Source organism: Larkinella rosea (genome assembly GCF_003858635.1).
Classification (GTDB): domain Bacteria; phylum Bacteroidota; class Bacteroidia; order Cytophagales; family Spirosomataceae; genus Larkinella; species Larkinella rosea.
In genome coordinates this window covers 579,463-605,610 of sequence record NZ_RQJO01000007.1, presented here as the reverse complement: position 1 = coordinate 605,610, position 26,148 = coordinate 579,463, and the positions used below count along the sequence as shown (strand labels likewise).

Below are 26,148 nucleotides of genomic sequence, written 5' to 3'. Positions count from 1 at the left end.
ATACGGCTTTTTGTATACGGTTTTCGGTGAATGGCATCCTATTCGTTTTGCGAAAGCGCGCATCAGCCACCGAAAACCGTATACCAATAACCGTATACCTTCATTCAGTTACCAATCAACAACGGAGCCATCCAGCGCATTGTAAGACTCCGGGTTTTTCCAGTCGTGACCGATTTTATCTTTCATCTGCGCTTCATCCAGTTCGATGCCAAGCCCTGGCCCCGTCGGAATCAAAACCGTACCGTCTTTTTCGAGCTTGAACGGTTTTTTGAGGTAGCCCTCGCCCAACGAAACCTGCTCCTGTACCAGAAAATTGGGCACACTGGCGGCCAGGTGCAAACCCACCGCAAGCGAAATCGGACCCATCGGATTGTGCGGAGCAATCGGCACGTAATACGCTTCGGCCATTCCCGCGATCAGGCGCCCTTCGGTAATTCCGCCCGCGTGGCACAAATCCGGCTGAATGATGCTGGCGGCCCTTTTCTCCAGAATTTCGCGGAAACCCCATTTCGTAAAAATCCGTTCGCCGGTGGCAATGGGCAAATGCGTTCCCCGCGCAATGTCCACCAGCACGTCCACATTCTGAGCCTGCACCGGCTCCTCCACAAACATCGGTTTATACGGTTCCAATTCCTTAATCAGCAGCTTGGACGTCTGTGGAGCAATGGCGCCATGAAAGTCGATGGCAATGTCCATATCGGGGCCACCGGCTTCCCGCAACGAAGCAAAATTATCGATCGCGTACTGGATAAACTTCGGGTTCTCGACAATATTGGCCGGATTTTTTTTAGCAACCCCGGTTTTGATCACCGTATACCCTTCCGCCTTGCGTTTTTTCATGTCCTCCGCGTTGCTGGCCCGCCCGTAAATCCGCACCCGGTCGCGGGTCGGGCCTCCGAGCAATTCATAAACCGGTACGTTCAGCAATTTGCCTTTGATGTCCCACAGCGCGTGGTCGATGCCGCTCAATGCACTCGTTAAAATCGGGCCACCGCGGTAAAAAGCGTGGCGGTAAATGGCCTGCCAGTGGTGTACAACCGCACGGGGGTCTTTGCCAATCAGATACGGCTCGACTTCCTTGATGGCGGTTTGTATCGTCAACGCGCGGCCTTCGAGCAGTGGCTCGCCCAAGCCGACCACGCCAACGTCGGTGTGTATTTTAAGGAAAATCCAGCGCGGTTTGACCAGAAAGGTTTCCAGTTTGGTGATTTTCACTTTGCTGTAATCCCGAAACTGGCCGGGATTGCTGGCGTAGGATGTTTGCGGTAACAGAAGCCCGGTGCCTGCCACCCCCAAAACGGACTGGATGACATTGCGTCGGGAAATTTTCGATGATTTCATATGGATTGGTCAAGAGTTTAAGAGGGTTATTTCGCGGAGTTAAGCGGAGAAGTAAAGAGTTAAGCGAAGTTTTTTACGTTAATCTCCGCGTAACTCTATTTTACTCCGCTTAACTCCGCGAAATAATACGTATTAATTACTTCTTATCCCACCAAACCCGCGTGCTCAACGTATTCGGGCCTTGCCGGGCGATGGCTTCGTTGACGTTTTGCAGGTTGACTACTTTTTCGCTGTCCGGGTACGGCATCCGGCGGATAAAGTCCTCCGTGATTTCGGAAGCGGGATACGGGTTTTTGGATAAAGTCGGAAAGCCGCTTCGGCGGAAATTAGCGAACAATTCGGGGCCGTTCAGGAACGACGACACCCAGTATTGGGTATTGATCAGATCCAGTTCTTTCCCGGCCGTGAGCGGATGAGCTGCCAGGTAAGCCACAATGGCATCTTCTTTGATCGCGGCTGCGGGGTCATAAGCCGCCATTTGTTCCAGGTTGGCCCGGACGCCTTTCGTAAAATAATCCGCGGCACTGCCTGTCACCCAACCCCGAAAAGCCGCTTCGGCCAGCAGCAATTGCGTCTGCGAATGCGTGACGTGAAATTCAGGCGCGTCGAGTTTCAAAACCGTATTGAGGTTGACCTGCGTAAAATCCCAGAGACTGACCACGCCATTTTGAGCCAAAACCGCTGGCGTTGAAACCGTCACGTTGTCGTAGCCCATTGGCATTCCAATCTGCACTTTCGGATCGGTTGACGCGCGGGAAGCGACCTGCTCCGGGCCGCCTTTAGCGCCTACATACCGCACCGCGATCGAGCCCAATCGCGGGTCGTTGTTGGTTTTCAGGTAATTGACAAACGGCGCTGTCAGGTAGAAATTCGTTTTTTCGCGAGCCTGCAAGTGGTTGGCAATCCAGTTGTTATACAGTGCCGTGTGGCGCATCACCGAGTTGTCGTCGTTGGATTGCATGACGCCACCCGCAACCGCTTTGGTGACGTAATTTTTGGCGGTTGTCGGATCAACTTTGGTCAGGCGCATGGCTGCCCGGAGCATCAGGGAATAGCCCAGCCGCTTCCACTTTGTGATATTACCGCCGTATAAAATATCGGTAGTCTCAATGGCTTTCGTCGCATCCAGAGCGGCCGAAGCTTCGTCCAGTTCTTTCAGCAAATCCTTGTAAATCACCTCCTGCGAATCGTATTTCGGCGACGTAATTTCGCTGATGTAGCCTTTAGCCGCTTCGGTATACGGAATATCGCCGTAGGTATCCGTCAGAATCATGAACGAATAGGCTTTCCAGATACGGGCCGAGTGGTAAAGATTGGTCCGGTTGGCGTCACTTTTCGTTTTTTCTACCACATCGACAATCTGTTTGAGGACGTTCCGGTAGAAATTTTGCCAGACCAGGGGCGTGTTGCTCACGTTGTTCTGGTTGTAATTGGCCCCGGCCAGCGAACTTCCGTACGGCGTAATGATCTGCTGCACAATGCCGAACTCGTAACACAGCATTTCGAGCGTTCCAAAACCGTCGAGGTAGGTAGCATCGATGATCGCTTTGTTCATTACAAACGAAGGTGCCAACGAAGTGGGATCCACTTTATTGGTATTGATTTCGTCGAATTTATCGTCGCAACCGGTTAACAGACTGAAGGTTGTCAGCAAACCGAGGATATATTTCAGTTTCGTTTTCATGACTGATTGTTGTCTTTTAAGGAAAGTTCAACAGACTAAAACTTGATGTTCAGGTTGAAACCCATGCTGCGGGTCGGTGGCAAGCTCGGCCAGAAATCCAGACCGGCGGCATTATCCGACGCATTGTTCACCATTTCCGGGTCCATGTTTTCGGTCCATTTTTTCAAAACCGCCACGTTGTTGGCTACCGCGCTCAGGCGAATGCCCTTGATGAAAAACTTCTGCGGCAACAGCTTCGTAAAATCGTACCCGAGCGTAATCTGGCGCAGTTTCCAGAAACCGGCGTTGTAGATAAAGTCCTCGTAAATACCGAGCACGTTGGGCGTTTCGTAAAAGGGCTGAACCGCCGACCGCGTGGTGTTTACTTCGCCGTCCGGATTGACACCTTTGCCGATGACGTATCCTTCTGCCCGACCGTCCAGTGTCTTTTTGTGCAAACCGTGGCGCAAATAATTCATGTTCTGCCCACCGATCATCTTGAAACCCAGTTTGAAATCGATCAGCGCCGAAAGGGTTATTCCTTTGTAATTGAAGGTATTGGTAAAACCGCCAAAATATTTGGGCAATGCATTGCCAACGTTCACCGGCGTGTCGTTGCGCAAGGGCCGTCCGCTGCCCTTGTCGAACACCTGCCGACCCTGGGCATCACGTAAGTAGTTGAAGGTGAACAATTGACCGATCGGTTTGCCGACCACCTGCCGCAGCGTACTCCCGCCCGATCCGCCGACGGTAATCATTGTATCCGCCACGCCCAGCCCCAGGGTCAACACTTCGGAGGTGTTATAGGCAACGTTTGCGCTGACATCCCACCGGAAATTTGCCGTGTTCACCGGAGAACCGGTCAGCAACAACTCGATCCCTTTGTTCATACTTTTGCCGACGTTGATCAGTTTGTTGGTATACGCCGATGCATCCGAAACCTGCGTCGCCAGAATCTGGTCTTCCGTAATTTTCCGGTAATAGGTAAAGTCCAAGCCCAGACGGTTATTGAAGAACTTCAGTTCGACGCCCGCTTCAGCTTCCGAAACCCGCAGGGGTCGCAGGTTGCGGTTAGGCACCGACGACGCGTTGATCCCACCTACCGGAACCAGCTGGCCCGTAGGCGTCGGGAAGTTGTTGTTGTTGACCGCGTAAAACAATGCGTTCGAGTATGGACTCACGTTGTCGTCGCCCACCTGCGCGTAAGCCGCCCGGATTTTACCAAATGTCAGCCAGGTGGGCAGGTTGCTGAAGGCTTGCGAGAACACAAAACTTCCGGTAACGGACGGGTAGAGAATACTCCGGTTTTCGGGTGAAAGCGTTGAAAACCAGTCGTTCCGGGCCGTCGCGTTCAGGTATAAAAACTCTTTGTAGGAGATGGTCGCAGCTGCGTACAACGAATTGATTTTCCGTTCCGATAAGCTGTACAGCGGGTTTTTCACGCGGCCGTTCATAACCGTATACAGGCCCGGTTGCACAAAATCCTGCACCGTTACGCTGTTGTAGTCCATGCGCACAAACCGCTGATTTCCACCCAGTGTCACATCGACCCCAATGTTTCCGAAGGTGTGATTTCCGCCCAGGATGAAGTCATAATTTCGCTCCACAAACTTCCGGACATCCTGCGTATACGACCCGTTTACGTAACCTGCCGGCGCTTTGGCAATCGGCGCGTAGCCGTTCGGAATGTTGTAATCCTGATTCCGGGTATACAAATCCTGCGCCAGTCGTCCCTGCAAATACAGCCATTTCGTGAACTGGTATTTCAGCGCCACGTTGCCAAACAGCCGGTCGCGCTTGATGTTTTCAAAGTGGTAATTGACGGAATAATACGGGTTGTTCCGCACCAGAAACCGGGAGAATACAAATTCATCGCCATTGGGCAGCACCTGATTCTTCTTCAGCGCTTCAAACGGCATCGAATTGGCCAGCGTCATCACCACCGTTGGCGTCGCAAAATCCTGGGCATTGAGCTGCGTCGGGTTGCGGTTATATTCGTTGGAGTAATTGACATTCCCCGATGCCACCAGGTTTTTATTGATATTCTGCGTAAACCCAATGTTGATCGTTTTGCGGTTAAAGTCCGAATTGGGCGTGATGGCTTTGTTGTCGGTGTTCGAAAACGACAAGCTGAAACCGCCGTTATCGCCGTTATTAGAGACGGTTAGCGTATTCGTGAAGTTGGTTCCAACGTTGTAGAACTGCCGAACGCGGTTGCGCACCGGCTCGTACGGATACGTTTCTCCACCAAACAGAACCTGCGTCATGCCTGGCTGGAATTTCTCTCCAAAACTCCAGACCCCCGAGGTCGGGTTGGGCGCAGTTGGCCGAATGCCTCCTTCGCCCTGTCCGTATTCATACTGAAAATCCGTGAAATCCAGGGGTGTGTCGGTCGTGAAGTTGGTGTTGTATTCCACGCCGAATCCTTTGCCCGCACCCCGGTTTTTAGTCGTGATCATCACCACGCCGTCCTTCGCGCGCGAACCGTACAAGGCTGCCGCCGTGGCCCCTTTCAAAACCGTCATGGTTTCAATGTCGTCGGGGTTGATGCTGGACAAACCGTCGCCCCCGTCGGAGTTGTTGGCCGAACGCGCACCGTAATTTCCGCCGATGGCGTAGTTGGAGTTATCGACCGGCACCCCGTTGATCACAATCAGCGGATTGTTCTGCCCGCTGAACGACGACTGCCCGCGAATCCGGATTTTAGAACTTCCGCCCGGCCCGGTCGACATCGTGGAAATGTTGACCCCCGCCATTTTACCCTGTAAACCGGTCATCAGGTTCGGGCTGCGGTTGGTCGAAATCTGGTCGGCGTTGACCGTCGCCGTGGCATACCCCAGCGTTTTGGATTCGCGTTTGATCCCGAGCGCCGTTACGACCACTTCGTTCAGGTTCTTGGTATCTTCCAGTAACTGCACATTGATCACCGAACGACCGTTAACCGCCACGGTTTGGCTGATGTAGCTGATGTAGGAAAACACCAGCGACGCATTTGCCGGTGCATTGATCGCGTAATTACCGTCGGCGTCGGCCACCGTGCCCAGCGTGGAACCGCTCACCAGTACGTTCACGCCGGGCAGGGCTTTGTTGTCGGAACCCGTAACCTTACCGGTTATTCGGTTATTCTGGGCAAAGCCGAAGCCATGCCCTACTAACAGCAGTACAAGGATTTTTACAAGTTTTTTCATGTCGGGAATAGGATGATTTATGAAGTGAGAGATGGACAATACAAGCAAACGCACCTGAATTACCAGTTATGGATCGAGCCATCCGGTGCTTTCAGGATCGGGTGCGGAAACTTCGTTTTTTCCGCGACTTCCAGGACAAATGTGGCTTTCTTCGGATCAAATTTGACGCCCAGCCCCGGTTCCGGATTGAGGTATAATTTGCCGTTCTTGAAATTGATGTAATCGTCGTTGAAGTAGGGCGGTCGTTCGGGTTCTCCTCCACCGAGTTCCATCAGACAGCGCATCGGGCTGCTCGAACCGAGTACGTGAACCAGCGTCGCCGTAGCCAGCGGACCGGTAAAATGCGGAATCATGCCCACGTAATGCGTTTCACACATCGAAGCCAGTTTCTTGAACTCGGAAATACCGCCGGTATTCGGAATCGTGAAGCGGGTGTAATCGATCAGGTGCTGCTCGATGAAGGTGTTGCTGTCCCAGCGGTCGCCGAATTGTTCGCCCACGGCAATCGGCACGTTGGTCATCTGGCGTACGGTTTTGTACACATCCGGGTTTTCGGAACGCACAATGTCTTCCACAAAATACGGTTCCAGTGATTCGAGTGCCTTGCAGATTTTGATGCCCTCCGTCGTGTCAAACCGGGTGTGTAAATCGATGGCCCACTTGCCGCCACCGCCCACCGCGCCATCGATGCGCTTGCACAACTCAATGGTTTTCTTGGCGTTATCGTAAAAATCAAACGGTTCAGGACCGTTTCCGCCGGTGGGCCCGATCCGGTAGGCTCGCAATCCCGCCTTGATGCAATCCTGCGCCCGGCCTTCTTCCGTGGTCGCTTTCGACGCCCGAAAACCGGTCGCGTAACATTCGACATAATCGCGGGTAGCTCCCCCGAGTAATTCGTACACCGGAACCCCCATTGCCTTGCCTTTCAGGTCCCAGAGCGCCATGTCCAGCGCGCCCTGCGCGTGCAGTTTCTCGCGGCCGGGCGGGTAAAACATCCCCCGGTACAGATTCTGCCAGATGTGCTCGATGCGGAACGGGTTTTCACCAATCATCATTTGGGCGCATTGCTCGATCATGTCTTTCGAACCACCCTCGCCAACACCGACAATCCCGCCGTCGGTTTCAATTTCAACAATCCCCCGGGCCTGATTGAAAAGCGGTTTGTTGTAGCCGGGAGCCGCGTAATACCGGATTTTGGTAATCTTCAGTTTAGGAATAGCCGCTTCACTCAAAAATGGAAAACCGGTTAGCACGGCCCCGGAGCCAAGCACCGCAGATTTTAGAAAATTTCGTCGTAACATAGAATCCAGGTTAAAGTGGAAAGGGAATGGGACTTGTTTAAACGATTAAGCACTTGGTAAAAATAATAACCATTAGAAAACCGATGCTTTGGGTCGGGACGAATTCCGGGCCATCAGCTTCGCTTCCATCAGAATTTGTTTCTTATTGCTATCCGGTTTTTTCAGTTTTTGAATGAGAATTTCGACCGCGGTTTTCCCCAACTCTTCCATGGGTTGCAACACATACGTAATCGGGCAATAGTATAAATCGAATGCTTCGGCCTGACCAAAACTGACAATAGCCAGATCATCCGGAACTTTCAGGCCCAATGAATTGATGTATTTCAAACCCGTTATAGCCAATCGATACGTCGCAAAAATCAGGGCGTCCACGGCAAATCCGGAAGCCAGCATGTCGTCGATGCCGACTTTTATTTCCTCTTCAATGGTGTTGAACCCGACTTCTTTCAGCCATTCCGGGCGAAACGGAATCTGGTTATCTTCCAGCGAAAACCGGTAGCCCCGGATTCGCTCCTGCATGTGAAAAAGCTGTGATTTATAGGCAATCAGCCCGATGTTTTTATATCCGCCCCGGACCAGATGCGAACCCGCATCATAAGCCGCTTTGAAACTATTCAATGAGACAAAATCCGTGGGTATTTCGGGAAAATGCCGGTCCAGCAACACAAACGGCACATTTCGCTCCAGCAGGTACTGAATCTGTTCTTCCGTATTTTCCGACGAAACGATGATAAAACCGTCAACCTGCCGGTTCAGAAAAACCGTAATCAAATCCCAGGATTTCTCAGCCGTCTCGTCCGAACTCCCGATGATCACCGTGTAGCCATTTTTCTTGGCTTCGTCTTCCACGATTCGGGCAATATTGGCAAAAAACGGGTTCGAAATATCGGCAATGATCAACCCGATCGTTTGGGTTTTTCCACTCCGCAGGCTTTTCGCCAGGTAATTCGGCTGGTAATTCAGTTCCTTGGCAATCTGCTTGATCTTGACGGCAATCTCGTGCCCCACCCGACTTTCTTTTTCTTTCCCGTTCAGCACATAGGATACCAGGGCCGTAGAAACCTGGGCTTTTTCAGCGATGTCCTTCAGGGAAACTTTCTTCTTGTTCATGCGTGCAGTTACGGGTGTTTCAAATGTATGTTTAATCGATTAAACAAAAAACAAAATGGTATATTTTTTTTATTTAGTTTTATTATTTGAATTTGGATCGAAATGCGGATTGAACGGATGCAACGGATTCGTACGTTAAAATCCGTTCTGATCCTTTTCATCCGTTCAATCCGTGTTCCCATCAAGTTTGTTGCTACCTTTGGTTAATCACACTTTTTCCTAAACCTGAAATTGAGGATGGACGAATTTCCAGACGGAGTCTCTCGCCCGGGCGACGATCACCAGGAAGACCGTCGTTTTTTTCTGAAGCAATCGCTGGCCATTGCCGGATTAACTTTTGCGCCCGTCTCCTTTCTACAAGCTGCGGAATTGGATACGCCCATCGATCCGGCGGACAAAGTAAAAATAGCGCTCACCATCAACGGTACCCAACGGCGGCTTTCCATTGATCCCCGGAGCACACTTCTTGATTTACTCCGCGAACAACTCGGCCTCACGGGCACTAAAAAAGGCTGCGATTTTGGCCAGTGTGGTGCCTGCACCGTTCACATCGACGGGCAGCGGACGTTGTCCTGCCTAAGTTTTGCGGTCATGCAACAGGGTAGAAAAATCACCACGGTGGAAGGGCTTTCGAACGGCACTCAACTGCATCCCCTGCAGGAAGCCTTCATCAAACACGACGGTTTTCAATGCGGGTATTGCACCCCCGGCCAGCTAATGTCGGCGGTTTCGTGCATCCGCGAAGGACATGCCAGTTCCGAAGCGGAAATTCAGGAATACATGAGCGGCAACCTGTGCCGGTGTGGGGCTTATCCAAACATCGTGAAAGCCATTCTGGACGTCAAAACCGGTGGTGATCCTGTATGAAACCGTTCCAGTATATCCGCCCCACCCGGTTGAAGGACGCCATCGAAGCCGTGGCTTCCAACCCCAACGCCCGCTATATAGCGGGTGGCACCAACCTCATCGATTTGATGAAGCGTGGCATCGTCAGTCCCGAAAAACTGGTCGATATTAATGGGTTACCGCTCAAAAAGATTGAGAAAAAAACCGGTTTTCTCCGCATCGGTGCCCTGGCGCTTAACAGCGAAGTCGCTCAGCACAGGTTGGTTCTCGAAAACCACCCGTTGCTGGCTCAGGCCCTGAACGCGGGCGCATCGGGTCAACTGCGCAATATGGCGACCGTTGGCGGCAACATTCTCCAGCGAACGCGCTGCCCCTATTTTTATGACCCGGTTTTCCCGTGTAACAAGCGAAAACCGGGAACGGGTTGCGGGGCACTGGAAGGCATCAACCGCACGCACGCCATTTTTGGCCTTAGCGAAAACGACCCGGCTCAAAGCTGTATTGCCGTTCATCCGAGTGATTTTTGCGTCGCGCTATCGGCGTTGGATGCAACGGTTTTGGTCGTCGGTACGAAAGGGGAACGTCGGATTGCATTTGGTGACTTTCATCGGCTGCCAGGCAACAGCCCCGACCTGGATGCGAACCTCGAAAAAGACGAGTTGATTCTTGCAGTTGAAATACCGGATGCGGTTTTCACGAAACACGTCCATTATTTGAAGATCCGTGACCGGGCGTCGTACGCCTTTGCCCTGGTTTCCGTGGCGGCCGCCCTCGACCTCGAAAATAACCGCATCAAAGCCGCGCGACTCGCCCTGGGTGGGGTTGCTCATAAACCCTGGCGGTTGTTCGAAGCCGAAAAAGCGCTGGTTGGCCAGCCGGTTTCCGAAACCACCTTTCAGAAAGCCGCCGAACTGGCCATGCCAAGCGCGAAAGCGTTTGCACACAATGCTTATAAGTTGAAATTAGTCCCAAACGCCATCGTTCAGGCCCTAAAATCTGCGGCAGCTCTGGTTTAAAGTCAGAAAATCGCTGATAACAGATTGAATTCAAGACCATTACAACCAAGAACATTTAAACCGTAAATCTAACTTTCATGTTCAACGCCAAATTACCCGAGCCCTCCTTAGATCGCGTCGATGGCCGACTGAAAGTGACGGGAACCGCTACCTATTCGGCGGAATATCCGTTGGAGAATCTGGCGCATGCGGTTTTGGTCACGAGCACGATTGCCAAAGGTCGAATTACCGGGTTGGATTTTAAATTAGCCGAGTCGGTGCCGGGTGTGCTTGCCGTCATCAGTCATTTGAACTCTCCCGGCGTCCCAGGCTACCCGCCCGTCAAACAACCGGCCGAACGGGCGCCCATCGGAACGGCTCTTCGGGTGTTTTACGACGATTTCGTTTATTTCAGCGGCCAGCCCGTTGCGGTGGTGGTTGCCCAAACGCTGGAGCAGGCCCGGCATGCTGCTTCGCTGGCCCAGGTCAATTACCAGACAGAGAAACACCAAACGGATTTCGAAGCGAACGTATCGAAAGCCGCCGTTGCGCTGAGTGTTCAGCGCAACAAAACGTCGCCTTTTCAGGACTATGACCGGGGCAATCCCGACGCGATCAAAACCGCTGACGTTAAACTCGAATCCACCTACGTTTTTCCGACGCAGCATCACCAGCCATTGGAGCCCCACGCGATCATTGCGGTTTGGGAAACCGACGACAAACTGACGATTTACGATAAAAATCAGGGGGTTAAATCGGCACAAGGAAACCTGGCATCGGCGTTTAAGCTACCGCGCGAAAATGTGCAGGTCAATTCACCGTTTATTGGCGGGGCCTTCGGATCGGGCATCCGGGTTTGGCCACACACCATTGCTGCTGTTCTGGCGGCAAAAAAAGTAAAACGGCCCGTGAAATTGGTTCTAGGCCGTGAATTGATGCAAATGTCGGTTGGGTCCCGCCCCTTTACGGTACAAAAAATAGCAATTGGCGCTTCCAGCGACGGTAAGTTAACAGCCATTACACACGAAGGAATCGGTCAGACGTCCACCTACGAAGAACACCTGGAACGCACAATTCTGGCGACGCGGGCAATGTATGCCTGCCCCAATGTGTCGACCCGTTACCGCCTGCTCAACCTGGATGTCAACACGCCGACCTGGATGCGCGGCCCCGGCGATGCGACGGGCATGTTTGCCCTGGAGTCGGCCCTCGACGAAATGGCCCACGAACTTAAAATCGACCCGCTGGAGTTCCGGATCCGGAACCATGCCGACACCGATCCCGAGCGAAATTTGCCGTGGTCGGCCAAAACGCTGAAGGAATGCTACCGCACCGGTGCCGAACGATTCGGCTGGGATAAACGGACATCCGAACCGCGTTCGATGCAAGCCAATGGCCTGTTGGTGGGTTACGGTATGGCGTCGAGTCTGTACGGTTTTCACCGCCATCCTTCCAAAGCAAAAGCCGTGATGCGGACCGACGGTTCGGTAGTGATGCAGAGTGCCACGATGGACATTGGGCCCGGGACTGGTACGGCCATGACGCAGATTGCCGCGAAAATGCTGGGCGTGAGTCCGAACAAAATCCGGTTTGACCTGGGCGATTCCAGCTTGCCCGACGCACCCGGCCAGAATGGTTCGGCGACCATCACGAGCGTCGGTTCCGCCGTTCACGTAGCCTGTGAAGCCCTGAAGAAAAAGCTGCTGACGCTGGCAGCTGCAATGCCCAATTCGCCACTGGCCAATAGCCGTTTTGAAGACATCACCGCAAAAACCGGTCGGATTTTTCCGACAGCGAATCCTTCAGCGAGTATTTCTTACGCGGATATTTTAAAATACCACCAGCTTCCGCAGGTGGAGGTTACGGAAGAATCAAAACCGGGGCCGGAGCGCGACCAGTACTCCATGTATTCGTTTGGCTGTCATTTCGTGGAGGTACAGGTGAATCCGCTGACGGATGAGGTGCGCGTTTCGCGGGTAGTGACCTGTGCGGACGTTGGCAAAATCATCAATTACAAAACCGCCCGCAGCCAGTCCATCGGCGGCATTGTGGGCGGAATCGGCATGGCATTGATGGAAGAATCCGTGATGGATCACCGGTTTGGGCGATATATCAATACCGATTTTGCCGGTTACCACATCCCCGTTCACGCCGACATTCCACAAATTGAAGTGTATTACGTCGACCAGCCGGATGTGTACGTGAACCCGATTGGCTCCAAAGGGCTGGGCGAAATCGCCATTGTTGGGGTGGCGGCTGCGGTGGCCAACGCGGTTTTTCACGCGACGGGAAAGCGGGTTCGGCAATTGCCAATCACAGTGGATAAGCTGGTGTGACATCAGCGATCAGCTCATTCAAATAACGGTTTTGGCCGTTCGCATAAACGGGTTCGACGGGTTCACATGACGGGATGTAGGTTTGTGTTCACCAACACAACTCACACCATCCATGCGAATGTATTCCCTAAAAAAAGCAGTCGCCAGCCTGCTGATCGGCCTTGCGGCACTGAGCGTTACCAACTGCAAAAAAACCGAAATTGGCCCGCCCGATCCGGCTACGAGTTGCAAACTAACGGAAGTCGACCGGGGCAACGGCACCAGGCAGCTATACGAATACAACGCGGCCGGGTTTGTCAGTAAATGGACGATCAACTTTACAGAATCCACTGGAAAACACACTATTATCTATCAGCCCGAGTACAATAGCAACCAGCAGATTACGGGAGCAAAAATTACAATTGACGGGAAATCCCCTGACGAGATAAGCAAATGGTCAATCGGGAACAGAATGGAATGCCGCTGGACGAACGGCAAACTGACTCAGGTTCGGGATATGGTTGGCGAGGAAGTCTATTTTACCACCTCGCTCACGTACGATGCCGCGGGACGAATCACCCGACTACTTTGTGAACCAGCCGATCGGAGTCAGACTTCGTTTGAAAAAACGTATACGTACGATGCCGACGAAAATTTCAAGTATTATTACTTGGACGACGGCGTAAAACTGGATTATGATAACATTTCCGTCGATAAAACCAGCCAAAGTGCCGAATCGCTTCTGGCTAACCGGGGGCTTGTTTTCGACTTCTTCAACCTGATTCCCTGGCGGACGTACAATCTAAAAAAATACGACTCCTATTCCTTCGACAAAACCGGCAAACCGGTTTTAGCCAAATCGTATCAGATCACCAACCTCGTTAAAAACAAGCATAATATTGTCACCTCCCAGACGATTGAAGAAGGAAGCAACAAACGCGTGAATACGTTTATGCTGGCGGACTGCGATTGATATCTTGCAAAGAATCTTTTTAGCCGCGTGGCGACAGAATGTTTGTAGAAAATAAAGTCTATTTATTTTACAATGGTCGCGTAGCGATCTAAATTGTGGGATGCATTGACTATGGGCTACAAACATTCTGTCGCTACGCGGCTAATCACGGTTAGAACCTACTTTAAATGGCAGAAAGGAACGATTCTGTCAAATTTCCCCTCAGCGAATAATCCGAACCTCCTTCGGCCCCGACACCTCCGACTGAATTTTACCGCTGGCCAGTTTGGTGTGTTTCACTTTGACGATTCCGTACGGCGTCGGAAAGGTGCCTTCGGCAAACGTCAAATCTTCGAGATGCGGCTCAATTTTGATGGCTTTGCAACCAGGCTCCACCACCTTGATGCCCAGCACGTGTTCCGTCAGCCAGGGTGTCGGGCCGGACGCCCAGCCGTGTGCCAGACTGTGCCGGAAACCGACGTAACAGTAGGCCCCGCAATCGCCGTGGATGTCTTTCTGCCCTTCCTTCACCAGCTCATCGATACGACCCGAATTCTTCACCCAATCCAGGTTAAAGTCCTCCCAGAACGTGGTAGCACCCAGCTTGAGCATGCCGCCCCAGAACTCGCGGATGTTAGCCAGAGCGGTTTTGTATTCTCCGGCCTGGGCCTGCGCCTGCAGCATGTAATAACCGTAAAAGGTCGAAAAGTTGTGGGCACCGTTAACGGCCAGCACTTCTCTGTTGGCTTTTTCGGCGGGCACCAGACCCGATAGCGCAAGCAATGCTGCGCCCTGCTTGGAGTTGTTCGGGTCAGGAACGTATTGCTTCAGCCGGGCAACGGCGTCCGTGCATTTTTTGGCCGTTGCCGGATCGTTCAACATGCGGCTCAACTCCCCGGCGGCATTCAGCGAAAGCACCATCATCGCCTGCAAACCGGCGTGAATCCCCTTCGGATTTTCGCTCGACGGCCAATCCAGAAACCGCGTTCCGTCCAGTTTTTCGCTATTTTTATCGTCAATTTTCTGAACCAGCAGATCCACCAGTTTCACCAGATACGGCTGCTGCTGTTTCAGGTAATCGAGCTTCCCATTGTGCTGATACCAGTCTTTCTGAATCAGAATCCACCACATCGAATACGTACTGATGCCGTTCATCCAACCGGGCAAGGGCGTGATGTCGCGCGCCAGATCCAGGCTTTTCGGCACCACTTCGTTGTACCCAAAAACCGCATTGATGGTCGCGACTTCGGGGTGCATATCCCCTACCCACACCAGCCGGTCGCGCTTGATGCCGTCCCAGAGGTAGTCCTGCATGTTGAGGTGCACGGTGTAGGCTCCGGTCGCCCAGATTTTGTTCAGTAGGTCGTCGCTGGAGTGAAACGAGCCAAGGTACGGAATATCCCGAAAAACAAAAATCGCGCGTAACTCTTTCAATAACAGTTCCGTATCGCCATCCACGAGATCGATGCGTACGAAACGAAAACCGGTATTCCCGATTTCGAGTTTGCCCAGCCACGGTACCTGCACCGTCAGATCCCGAATGGCGTGGTCGTTGGTCGCGTTCTGTTTTGGTTCGATGGTCGACATGGCTTCACTGGCCGATTCGCCGAACCGGATGCGCACCGTAATCGGTTTGCTTTCTTTCCACTGCCCCGTCACGATCTGCAAACCGCCGTGCAATTCCCGCCCAAAATCGAGCAGCAGACTCGGTTTGCCATTCCCGTCGCTTTTCAGCGAACACAGGTCTTTCCCCGACAGATCGGCCTGACCGTTCCCGGTTTTCAGCAGTCGTTCGGCATTGCGAATGGTTCCGGTTTGCCACAAAATGCGAACGGGCGACAAAAACCGCCGAACCGTGGCTTCCGACTGCGCCTGCTGGGCGCGCGCGGTTTCAAAAATGGGCGGAAGCTGGGCCTGCGAAAACCCTTTCAGAATAAAGCAAAAAAGGAAAAGGAAGGTATACGTTTTTTTCATGGTACTTACTTAAGGGCATTTTTCAAATTAAGGAACAAAAATAATTGGTAAACATGGACGATGGGCGGCTGACCATCGATCGCCGACCATCGTCAATGGTCCATCGTCAATGGTCATTCACTCCAACCACACCTGCTGCGTAAACGCGCCATTCACAGCGGCATCCCAGACTTCCACGCGCACCCATTTTTTGCCTTTCAGGTTGGTGTTGAACGTGAATTTCTGCTTGCCAAACGGCAGCGTTTTGGTCAGGTCGATTCGCTCGCGGAAAACCGCTTTGCCGTCGCCGGAAACGATTTCGGCAAACGTCAGCGGGAAGGTCCAGTCCACGTCCAGCGCGATGGCGGTTTTTCCGTCTTCCGGCAGTTTTATGGTTTCACCGGCACCTTTTCCGTTCACTGAAAACGCCGGGAACAGCACCTCGCCGGTGGTCACGAAAAATTTACCCTGCTTCATTGCATCCAGAATCGGCTGCCAGCCCTGACTGAAATCCGGCAATTTATCCAACTGCAAATAGTTGACGTTGAGGTGGGCGTAGGTTTCATTTTCCGGTTCCATTGTAAAAATATCCGACTCGGCGATGACGTGTTTTTTGTGGCCCCAATTCGCCATATCGTCCATCAAATCCAGCACCCGGCGGCTTAGGCGCGGTTCCGACAAATCGGCCGGAATGTTTTTCCAGGCGGCCCCGAAGAAATGATCGGATTTAAAAAACTCCTCTTCCTTGTATTTATCCGGATACCCGGTCGAGCCTTTCGTGCGGGCGTGGGCCGTCCAGGCCAGGCCGTTTTCCAGCTGCAGCAACTTCAGCATATCGTTTTTGTCGGCAATCCGGTACACTTTTCCATAGGTCGGGTCTTGCGTCACAAAGGGCATTTCCGCTTTTCGGGCCATGATCCAGTAGACCGGTTTGGGGAAAAACTCCAGCCAGTGACCACCGAAAAAGTTGTTGGGCTCCTCGCCCGGTAACAACAAAAAGTCTTTGGTAGACAATCGTTTACACTGTTCAAACAGGGCTTTCAATTCCCGCAGTCGCAAGCTGTCCGGACCTTTGGGGTGGCCGGGGCCGTGGAATTCCGCCAGGTGCACGATGTCGACCCCCGCGTTTTTGAACACATCTACGAATGCCGGTTTTTCGGGAATCGGTTTGTTTGCCAGTACCACGCTCATCGTGAACTCATTGTGAAAATGGCTCGACATGGTTTTGTAACCGGCCACCGTCGGGTACTTGTCGTTGTGCGTAAATTTCTTGACTTCGTCCAGCGTTTTGCCTGGGTCGCCGGTGCTTAACAGACAGAAGAAGTTGAGCCGCTGGCGGGTTTTCGGCGGAGCATTGACCCAGGGAACCCAGCGCCGGTCGCCCATCAGATCCTGCCGAATCCCGATCCCGAAATCCGGAACGAGGCTGCGATACCCCGAACCGTGCCAGGTAAAATCCAGGTTATACGCTTCGTCCAGCGGATAGAAATACTGGTGGGGCGCCGGAAAAACCGCCAGGCTACCCTGATTGCTGACGCCGATGATGGTGCGGTATTTGACCGTCTGCGCCTTATTGGGTTCTTTTAAATCGGCCGGAATACTTTGTAACTTATTTTCAGTATCCGACCACGCGATATTTTTCCAGACCGGCACTTTCGTAACCAGACCGGCGTCGTACAAAATGGCCGTCGAATCCACCTCTGTCGCCATTACGGCGGCCACGTTGAACAGCGGGCTACCGTTGTACACTGTAATTTCAATGTCGCCCTTGAACGTAGCTGCCTGAACTTCGGAAATCCGGACGACGGTGCGGGTTCCGACGGTCGTGACGCTCGCGCTCCGTTTGTCCAACGCAACGGCGTACGACTTGTGGGGCAGCTTGTTCGTCTTGTCGAAAAAGATGTTCCAGCCATTCTGGGAAATCAAATCCCGTTTGCCTACGGTCAGCACAAACGCCGGGTCGAGCGCTTTGGCGATCTCTTTGAACGCCCCCTGCTGCGAGAGCTGAATGCTGTTGAAAAGCGGTTTTTCTTTTTCCAGATTAATCACCAGCTTCCCTTTTTCCGTCGCAGTTGCCGGCCAGTTCACCACCAGATTATGGCCCTGGCTGACGACGGTGGTGCCGTTTTGTTTCTGAAAACCGGTCAGATTTACCCGCATTTGTGCCTGAGCAACCGACCCCGCAAAAGCAATCAGACAGAAGAGGTATTTTTTCATATTTGCGTGGAATAGGGCTGTGGATTAAACCGTGGGTACAATGAAGGACTTGACAGAATTGATCGTTATAAGCACTGGCCTCATGCACATCTACCCACCGGAAGCCTCCTTTTTAAACCGTTCCAACCGGAATACCGTAGTCGATCAACTGCGGTTTTAACGCATCGACATGGGTAAAATGAATGGCGTTAATCCCCAGTTGCTCGGCGGCCCTGATATTCCGCAGGTTGTCGTCGATGAACAGGGCTTCGTCCGGTTTTATGGCATACCGATTCAACAAGGTGTTGTAAAAGGAAGGAAACGGTTTCCGGTCTTTTTCAACGCCGGAAACGACAATTCCATCGAACCAGCCCAGAAACTCAAACCGCTCCTGCGCAATGGGAAACGTTTCGGCCGACCAGTTCGTCAGTGCGTATAACTTGTAGTTACCGCTGGCTTTAATCACCCGAAGCAGATCAATCATTCCGGGAATTTCGCCCTGCAGCATTTCCGACCAGCGATCATAAAACAGCCGGATATTGGCTTCGTGCTCGGGAAATTGGGCCACCAATAAATCCGTCGCTTCCTGCAAAGGTCGCCCGGCATCCTGTTCTTCATTCCAGGCAGGTGTACAGATGGTTTCCAGAAAAAACCGCATCTCTTCTTCCCGAAAGACTTTACTGTACAAATAGTTGGGACTCCAGTCAATTAAAACCGCACCGAGATCAAAAATGATGGTTGTAATCATGCTATCAACTAAAATTAGCGAGTTGTGAATTGCTGCCCGAGTTACTTAAAAATAGTGGTTTAACCTTCCCGTACTTTCGGCCAGCACCTCTTTCCGGTAGCTAAACCAGCTCAATTTTGAGAAAAATGACAGCGAGTTTTATTTTTGCAACATTGTTGCATTTACTGATTTTCAAGTTACTTTTGCTCCCAATAAACGCCCTATAACCCCTCGCTTATGGCAACTTCAAACGCCCCCACCGCTTCGCTTACTGAACAATTTTCCTTCTTACCAGCATGAAAAAACTTCCCGTTACGGTTTTGAGCGGTTTTCTGGGAGCCGGCAAAACCACATTGCTTAACCATATCCTGCACAACAAAGCCGGGTTAAAAGTTGCCGTCATTGTCAACGACATGAGTGAGGTTAACATCGACGCCCAATGGGTACGCGCCGAAAACACGTTATCCCGAACAGAAGAAAAACTGGTCGAACTTTCCAATGGCTGTATTTGCTGCACGCTGCGCGAAGATCTCATGCTGGAAGTGGAACGGCTGGCGACCGAAAACCGGTTCGATTACCTGCTCATCGAATCGTCGGGTATTTCGGAGCCACTGCCGGTCGCCCAAACGTTTACCTTCCGGTCCGACTTGCCTGATGGTATCGACTTGTCCCGATTTTCCCGGCTGGATACATTGGTAACAGTCGTTGACGGCCTGAATTTCGGTCGTGATTTTGGCAGTATTGATACCGTTTATGGTCGGAAACTGAACGAAGATGCGGCCGATTCGCGTACCATTGTCAACCTGCTGATCGATCAGATCGAATTTGCCAATGTACTGGTTCTGAACAAAACCGATCAGCTGAGCCACAACCAGGTGGGGGAACTGAAGGCCATTCTGCAAAAACTCAACCCAAAAGCAATCTTGCTTGAAAGCCAGTTTGGCCGGATCGATCCGGTGCATATATTGAATACCAAACGTTTCAATTTCGATGAAGTTTCGCAATCGGCGGGCTGGATTCAGGAGTTACAAAATCATAAAAACGGGTTGGGTCACACGCCCGAAACGGAAACGTACGGGATTGGCTCGTTCGTCTTCCGCGACCGCCGACCGTTTCATCCGGCCCGGTTCTGGACCTACCTGAGTGAGAATTTTCCGGCAACGATCATTCGAAGTAAAGGTCTGTTCTGGCTCGCATCCCGCCCCAACGATGCGCTGAATTTCAGTCAGGCCGGAGGGAGTTTGCGGGCTGAACGGGCGGGTGTCTGGTGGGCGTCGATGCCATTTAGCAGACGCATTGGTTACGCCGGTTTTGTTGAGAATCAGGCTTCCATTGAAGCGCGCTGGCACCCCCGATTTGGCGACCGGCAGAATGAACTGGTTGTAATCGGTCAGGATCTGAATCCGGAAATAATCACCGGCGAATTACGGGAATGCCTGTGCACGGAGCCGGAACTGCAACACCTGAACGGTGGTGGGCGGTTTTACGATCCATTTCCGGTTTGGGAATAGGCTACGGGCAGGAACAATTTTCCTGTTCTCTCGTCGGTTTTAAATCGGCGAACCGGCTTTTTGAACTTTAACATTATCTATTTTAATTTTGCAACGTTGTTGCAAAATTAGGAACTTTTTAAGCAGCGACCGCTTTTTGAATGAGAAGAATTTAACTGTACAACGCTGATTAGCATGGCAACCTCTGAGAATTTTTACGATGTTATTATTATTGGCGGCAGTTATGCCGGACTTAGCGCGGCCCTGCTGCTGGGCCGTGCCCTGCGAACGGTTCTGGTGCTCGACAGCGGCCAGCCCGCCAACCGGCAAACGCCCCACTCCCACAGTTTCCTGACCCGTGACGGTGAAACGCCCGCCAATCTGTCGGCGATTGCCCGCGAACAGGCGCTGGCGTATCCTACCGTGCGGTTTTTAACGGCGACGGCAACAACGGCGTCGCGTGATGAAACCGGTTTTCGCGTAGCAACGCAGGCTGGGGAGACTTTCTTTGCCAAACGCATCATCCTGGCAACGGGTCTGACCGACGGTTTTCCGCCCCTGCCCGGTTTTGCCGAATGCTGGGGCATTTCGGTGTTGCATTGCCCATTTTGTCACGGTTACGAAGTAAAAGATAAGGTGGTGGGCGTTTTAGCGAATGGAGAAACCGGCTTTGAAATGACCAAACTCATTCACCACTGGAGTCCGGGTATGACGTTGTACACCAATGGCCCATCTACATTGACGGACGAACAAACCGCGAAATTGCGGCAACACGGTATTCCGATGATTGAAACACCAATTCGGGCTCTTCAACACCAGCATGGGCAGCTGAAAGCGTTGCAACTTGCCGACCAGCAAACCGTTCCCATCGATGCCCTATACAGCCACTCGACACTCAGTCAGACCGGTGATCTGGCCGCGCAATTAGGTTGCCAGCTGGACGAAAAAGGCTTTGTGATCACCGACGGCTTGGGTAAAACCAGCGTCGACGGCGTTTACGCGGCTGGGGACACGCAAACGATGATGCGCCAGGTGGTGATTGCGGCCTCCAACGGAATGAAAGCGGCTCTGGGGATTTTTCGGGAACTACTCAGCGAGGAATTCTGATCAACACCGGCTCCTATCCGTATGAAGAAAAATTAATTTCAGTTTCAGGCCGGGCTCAGAACGTGTTTCTACTTTTGTTTCATAATCAACAGTAAATGACACTGCTAATGAAAACCAACGCAAAATTGATGACCGGCCTGTTGCTGATGGGTAGCCTGATTACGCCCCGGATTCACGCCCAAACCGCCCCGACTCCTCCTGCCAGCGCCCCGGATGCGGCAGCACCCGCTCCCCCTATCGAATTACGGGCTGACCGCGGTCATCGGGGTGACCGTCCCGGCGGTCCGTTCCGTGACTTCAGACATTCTTCGGATCGGCGGGATGGGCTGCAGGAACCGCGCCCCCCCCGCGAACCACGCGGCCCGCACAATCGCGGTGGTTTAACTGCCCTGACGACCCTGACCGGAACAGTCGGTGAGTTAAAAGGCAACGACGATTTTATTCTGGATGGTTTCACGCTGAAAACCGCTGCCGGGTCAACCACCCTTGTCAAGTTTCCGGCTCACCTCGGACAATCGGTTCAGCAGGCCGTTAAAGCCGGCAATTCGGTGAGCGTGAGCGGTATTTCAGATACCGGACGGGGCGGTGAAACTATTTTCCGGATGACCAGCTTGACAGCGGGCAAAACAACCATTCTGGATGCCCCGCCAATTCTGCCATCCACACCACCATCCGCTCCGGTGGCCTCGACCCTGACCGGGAAAATAGCCGATTATCAGCTCGATCGCGAGGGTCGCGTTAATGGATTTACGCTTACGGGTTCCGGTGACGCCAAAACAATTGTCCGCATTCCGGCCCATGTGGCCTACCAGCTGACAAATCTGGCGACCAAAGGCAGCACCATTACCGTGCAGGGCTATCCCAAAATCCTGCGGGAAGGGCAGGTTCAACTCGAAAAAGTGAATATCTTGCGTCCGACGATTCTGACTATCAACGGTCAGCAATACCTGATCCGGTAATCACCTGCCAACAACCGCTCCGGATTTTGACCGATCCGGAGCGGTTTTGTCATCAATGTATGAAAATTCTAGTGATCGAAGACGAGCGTAAACTGGGCCGTTTTATCAAACAGGGCCTCGAACAGCACGGCCACGTCGCCGATCTGACCCATTCCGGCTCCGAAGGGCTTGACCAGCTCGCCGGTGGTCTTTACGACCTGGTGCTGCTCGATCTGATGCTGCCGGGCCAAACCGGTTTCGACGTGCTGAAAAACCTGCGGGCCTTTCGACTGGCGGTACCGGTCATGATTCTTTCGGCCCTGAGCGATCCGGCCACGGTGGTGCAAGGGCTGGATCTGGGCGCGGTGGATTACCTTCGCAAACCCTTCGATTTCGACGAATTGCTGGCCAGAATCCGGATTCTGCAACGCCGGACCGCCACCGGCGACAGTGTGGTGTTGCGCGTGGCCGATCTGGAAATGCAACTGATTTCGCACGAAATAATCAAAAGCGGAACGACACTGAACCTGACCAACCGCGAATTTGCCCTGCTCGAACTGTTGATGCGCCGGGCCGGACAACTGGTTACCAAAAATGAAATCGCGGAAAAAGTCTGGTCGGCCGACTACGACATGGGCAGCAATGTCATTGAAGTCCACATTTACCAACTGCGCAAAAAGCTGGATGCCACCGGCCAAACCGGGCTGATTGAAACGCTGGTCGGTCGGGGCTACCGGCTGAAAATCCAATGAGTCTGCGGAGCCGCATCGTGCTGGCGGTGCTGGCGGTTTTCGCCGTCGTGAGCGGGTTGGCAGGCTACCTGATGCTACTGCGGGCCGAAACCGGTCTACAGCAGGCCTTCGACCGGGCCACGCAGGTACGGGCGGGCTGGTTGCTGACCCTCGTCAGCGTCGATCCGATCATTATTCCGCTCCCCAACGGAACCGAGCGGATGCTTGTAACCTACCAAAGTTACGGTCAAACGCGCGAGCTTTTCCGCAGCCCCGGTTTTCCCAATCCGGAAGGTAACCAAACGCCCTCCTACCGGTCGATCACCGTTCAGTCGTCGCCCGAGCAATACCCCAGCGGACAGCTGAGCCTCACGCTGGCGGTTCCCGACAAAAGTCTGCGCACGGATATCGAGAACCTGCGCAACGTATTCGGGTTGAGCTGGCTGCTGAGTTTGTTGTTGGCTTTTGGCGCGGGTTACGGCATAGCGGGTTGGCTGTTGCGACCGATTCAACACATTGTCAATCAAGCTGAAGCCATCAAAACCGCCGAACATGCAGAACCAATTGCCTTACCGAAAACCCGGGATGAATTGTATCGGCTGACCGAAACCCTGAACCGCATGCTGGCGCGAATTCGGGAAAGTGCCGAGGGCCAGCGGCATTTTTTCGGGGCAGCCGCGCACGAACTTCGCACCCCACTGACGGTCATGAAAACCGGTCTTGAAGTGACGCTCCACCGGGGGCAGGCAGACCCGCAAACGCATCAATTTCTGACGGGGCAACTCGAAGACGTCAGCCGCCTGACCCGACTGATCAACGAGTTTCTGACCCTGAGCCAACCCGACAACCTGACGCCGGTGTTGAAAAAAAGCCAGGTCATTTTATCGGATCTGATTGCGAAATGCCTGGCGCAACTCGCGTCACTCACTACCGATTACAACGTTACGACCACGTTTGAGCGAGCGGTTTTTTCCGAATCGCCCCTGACAACTGACGCGCTCAAACTGGAACACATTCTTCTGAATCTGATCGAAAATGCAGTAAAATACGCCGTTTCCGGCAGCGTAGTTACGGTAAAACTGCTCCAGGAGGAAAACTGGATCATTCAGATTCAAAACCGTACCCTGCACGAAAGTGGCCCAACGATCGACTTACGACAACCGTACTTCCGCGCCGATCCGCTCAAGGAAGGCCACGGACTGGGCCTCTGGATCACCCACCGGTTAACTAGTCTGCTGGGCGGAACTCTCCATTTAAATTGGCAATCGTGTACATTCACCAGTGAGCTGATTTTGCCCACCGACCCGGTTTACTGATCGTTAATCGACGAGCTTCACCTGTTTGGCTTTGGTCGGTAACCAGACCTGCATGGGGCTTTTGCCCCGATTGGCCCAGACGTAATACGGAATGGCCGTTACTTTTTTCTTTTCCGTCACCACACTCGATCCATCGGCAGACGGTCCAATGACCGGCAAATCGGCCTGAACGGCTACTACCGGTTCGGTGCTCACCTGATACGATTGCGTTGTAAATATCGTTTGATCAGGCACTAACAGATTCCAGGCCTGGCCGTTATTGTCAATACCTTCCACGCAGTAGACCAGCGGTCCGCGTTGAATAGCCACCCGATCGTTGGCCGCCACCAGTTCTTTTTTGGCGACAACCCGTTTCACTTCCATCGGTAATTCCAATTCAACCACATCGCCTTTTTGCCAGGTCCGTGCCAGAACTGCGTATCCATTTTCTTCCCGGTACGCAACCGGTTTTCCGTTTAGCTTCAAAATTGGGGTGGTTTTTCCGGCTTCCGTAAAGTGGTATAAATCTCCGGGGACCGGCACATTACTGACCCAACCCGGTATCCGCAAATGAAGGGCATAAGGTGTTTTTTTGGCCGGATTCACCGTCAATCGTACGCTGCCTTCCCAGGGATAATTGGTTTCCAGTTTGACCGGCACCTCGGTTTTGCCAATTTTCAGCGTTGTATTGCTTCCGATGTAGAGATTCACCCAGATGCCGGAGTCGTTTTTTCCGTAAATATAATCCCCGAGCGACGCCACCAGCCGGGCAATATTCGATGGGCAGCAGGCGGTTCCGAACCACTCGCTTCGGGCGTTCTTCCCGCTGGAAGCCAGCGGATTACCGTAAAAAAACCGGTCGCCACTCAAACTCAGGCCGTCCAGCGCGCCATTGTACAGACTCCGCTCCAGCACATCGACGTACTTGGCCTCGCCCGTAAGCAGGTTCATACGCTGATTCCAGAACACCATCCCGACCGACGCACAGGTTTCGCAGTAGGCGGTTTCGTTCGGCAAGTCGTAATCGATGGAAAATCCTTCATTTTGCCCCGACGATCCGATACCGCCCGTGATGTACATGTTCCGGTAAACGACGTCTTCCCAAACGGTTTTCATGGCGGTCATGTATCCCGCGTCGCCGGTGCTGGCGGCCACATCGGCCGCACCGGTATACTGATACATGGCCCGAACCGCGTGTCCGGTAATCTCCTTCTGGGCCTTCACCGGCTCGGCATCCTGGCAATACGCCGGATTCTTCCAGTCATCCCAGATTTTTCCTTTGCCAAATCCCCGCCCGCGCTGGTCCAGAAACCAGTCGGCCAGTTTCAGATACCGGTCGTTCTTTGTCTGGTGATAGAGTTTCATCAGCGCCAGTTCAATTTCCTGATGCCCGCTGACCCACGGGCGGTTCGGGAGCCGAAATGTCGCATCGATGTGATCGGCAAACCGGATGGCCACGTCCAGTAATTTCCGTTTCCCGGTGGTGTTGTAATAGGCCACAGCCGCTTCGATGAGGTGACCGGCGCAGTAATCTTCGTGCTTCTCCATGTCGGTCCAGCGTTTGTCCAAACCAACCAGCGAATAATACGTATTCAGGTAACCATCAGGCTGTTGGGCCGCTGCAATCTTATCAATCCAGTCATCTGCCTTCTTTTCCAGTTCGGCATCGGGGCGGTTTTTGAGGGAATACGCGATGGCTTCCAGCGCTTTGTACACATCGCTGTCGTCGTAGTAAATGCCCTCGTGTTTCTCGTGTTGCCCGCGCTTTACTTTTTCAAAATTCCGGATACGCCCCGTCTTTTCTTCGGTCTGGTAAATACAGGCCTGCAAGGTGGTGGTGGCCACTTTATCGAGCTTCGGGCGCCAGAAGTGGTCGGTAATATCGACCTGAGAAAAGCTCACCGGCTCAAACCGCCTGACCGGAATCTGCGCGTCGACGTCAAGTGAAAGCGCTCCTGCGGCTACCGCAGCAAGGCCCAAAAATCGGAAGTTCATCAGTG

The 26,148-nt window shown here is 52.9% G+C and carries 18 protein-coding genes; 9 read left to right on the top strand and 9 right to left on the bottom strand.

The window, feature by feature from the left end:
• Positions 1-108: 108 nt before the first annotated feature.
• From dgoD to EHT25_RS02750, 5 genes are all read right to left on the bottom strand, one after another.
• Positions 109-1,341 carry a galactonate dehydratase gene (dgoD, locus tag EHT25_RS02770; RefSeq protein ID WP_124870319.1) on the bottom strand — a complete coding sequence of 411 codons (1,233 nt, stop codon included), beginning with the start codon at positions 1,339-1,341 and terminating at the stop codon, positions 109-111.
• Between the two features lie 136 nt (positions 1,342-1,477).
• Positions 1,478-3,025: a SusD/RagB family nutrient-binding outer membrane lipoprotein gene (locus EHT25_RS02765; RefSeq protein WP_124870316.1), complete on the bottom strand. Its 1,548-nt coding sequence runs from the start codon at positions 3,023-3,025 to the stop codon at positions 1,478-1,480.
• 35 nt (positions 3,026-3,060) lie between these two features.
• A complete protein-coding gene (locus EHT25_RS02760) occupies positions 3,061-6,192 on the bottom strand; it encodes a SusC/RagA family TonB-linked outer membrane protein (RefSeq protein WP_124870313.1) in 3,132 nt (1,043 codons plus the stop codon).
• Between the two features lie 59 nt (positions 6,193-6,251).
• Positions 6,252-7,493 carry a mandelate racemase/muconate lactonizing enzyme family protein gene (locus EHT25_RS02755; RefSeq protein ID WP_124870310.1) on the bottom strand — a complete coding sequence of 414 codons (1,242 nt, stop codon included), beginning with the start codon at positions 7,491-7,493 and terminating at the stop codon, positions 6,252-6,254.
• A gap of 72 nt (positions 7,494-7,565) precedes the next feature.
• Positions 7,566-8,603 carry a LacI family DNA-binding transcriptional regulator gene (locus EHT25_RS02750; protein WP_124870308.1) on the bottom strand — a complete coding sequence of 346 codons (1,038 nt, stop codon included), beginning with the start codon at positions 8,601-8,603 and terminating at the stop codon, positions 7,566-7,568.
• A gap of 237 nt (positions 8,604-8,840) precedes the next feature.
• Here EHT25_RS02750 and EHT25_RS02745 point away from each other — a divergent pair, with 237 nt between their 5' ends.
• From EHT25_RS02745 to EHT25_RS02730, 4 genes are all read left to right on the top strand, one after another.
• On the top strand, positions 8,841-9,470 hold the full coding sequence (locus EHT25_RS02745; RefSeq protein ID WP_124870305.1) for a (2Fe-2S)-binding protein: 630 nt from the start codon (positions 8,841-8,843) through the stop codon (positions 9,468-9,470).
• Entirely contained in the window at positions 9,467-10,465 is a 999-nt protein-coding gene (locus EHT25_RS02740) for an FAD binding domain-containing protein (protein ID WP_124870302.1), read from the top strand. The genes EHT25_RS02745 and EHT25_RS02740 overlap by 4 nt, the downstream gene beginning before the upstream one ends.
• A gap of 77 nt (positions 10,466-10,542) precedes the next feature.
• On the top strand, positions 10,543-12,780 hold the full coding sequence (locus EHT25_RS02735) for a xanthine dehydrogenase family protein molybdopterin-binding subunit (RefSeq protein ID WP_124870299.1): 2,238 nt from the start codon (positions 10,543-10,545) through the stop codon (positions 12,778-12,780).
• A gap of 112 nt (positions 12,781-12,892) precedes the next feature.
• Positions 12,893-13,732, top strand: a complete 840-nt coding sequence (locus EHT25_RS02730; protein WP_124870296.1) for a hypothetical protein — start codon at positions 12,893-12,895, stop codon at positions 13,730-13,732.
• Between the two features lie 201 nt (positions 13,733-13,933).
• Here EHT25_RS02730 and EHT25_RS02725 read toward each other — a convergent pair whose 3' ends face one another.
• The 3 genes from EHT25_RS02725 to EHT25_RS02715 form a co-directional block, all read right to left on the bottom strand.
• Positions 13,934-15,685, bottom strand: a complete 1,752-nt coding sequence (locus tag EHT25_RS02725; protein WP_124870293.1) for an alpha-L-rhamnosidase-related protein — start codon at positions 15,683-15,685, stop codon at positions 13,934-13,936.
• A gap of 117 nt (positions 15,686-15,802) precedes the next feature.
• Positions 15,803-17,881, bottom strand: a complete 2,079-nt coding sequence (locus EHT25_RS02720) for a CehA/McbA family metallohydrolase domain-containing protein (RefSeq protein WP_124870290.1) — start codon at positions 17,879-17,881, stop codon at positions 15,803-15,805.
• 112 nt (positions 17,882-17,993) lie between these two features.
• Positions 17,994-18,608: an HAD family hydrolase gene (locus EHT25_RS02715; RefSeq protein WP_124870287.1), complete on the bottom strand. Its 615-nt coding sequence runs from the start codon at positions 18,606-18,608 to the stop codon at positions 17,994-17,996.
• A 275-nt stretch (positions 18,609-18,883) separates the two neighbouring features.
• Between EHT25_RS02715 and EHT25_RS02710 the strand changes: the two genes are divergently transcribed.
• The 5 genes from EHT25_RS02710 to EHT25_RS02690 all read left to right on the top strand — a co-directional run bounded on the left by EHT25_RS02710 (position 18,884) and on the right by EHT25_RS02690 (position 24,169).
• Positions 18,884-20,098: a GTP-binding protein gene (locus EHT25_RS02710; RefSeq protein ID WP_124870284.1), complete on the top strand. Its 1,215-nt coding sequence runs from the start codon at positions 18,884-18,886 to the stop codon at positions 20,096-20,098.
• A gap of 174 nt (positions 20,099-20,272) precedes the next feature.
• Positions 20,273-21,184, top strand: coding sequence for an NAD(P)/FAD-dependent oxidoreductase (locus tag EHT25_RS02705; RefSeq protein ID WP_124870280.1), 912 nt, complete (start codon positions 20,273-20,275; stop codon positions 21,182-21,184).
• A gap of 107 nt (positions 21,185-21,291) precedes the next feature.
• Complete coding sequence (locus tag EHT25_RS02700) at positions 21,292-22,143, top strand: hypothetical protein (protein ID WP_124870276.1); 852 nt, start codon at positions 21,292-21,294, stop codon at positions 22,141-22,143.
• 59 nt (positions 22,144-22,202) lie between these two features.
• Entirely contained in the window at positions 22,203-22,874 is a 672-nt protein-coding gene (locus EHT25_RS02695) for a response regulator transcription factor (protein ID WP_124870273.1), read from the top strand.
• Positions 22,871-24,169, top strand: a complete 1,299-nt coding sequence (locus tag EHT25_RS02690) for a sensor histidine kinase (RefSeq protein ID WP_124870270.1) — start codon at positions 22,871-22,873, stop codon at positions 24,167-24,169. Before EHT25_RS02695 ends, EHT25_RS02690 begins: the two co-directional genes overlap by 4 nt.
• 3 nt (positions 24,170-24,172) lie before the next feature.
• Here EHT25_RS02690 and EHT25_RS02685 read toward each other — a convergent pair whose 3' ends face one another.
• Entirely contained in the window at positions 24,173-26,143 is a 1,971-nt protein-coding gene (locus EHT25_RS02685) for a glycoside hydrolase family 127 protein (protein ID WP_124870267.1), read from the bottom strand.
• Between the last annotated feature and the right edge of the window lie 5 nt (positions 26,144-26,148).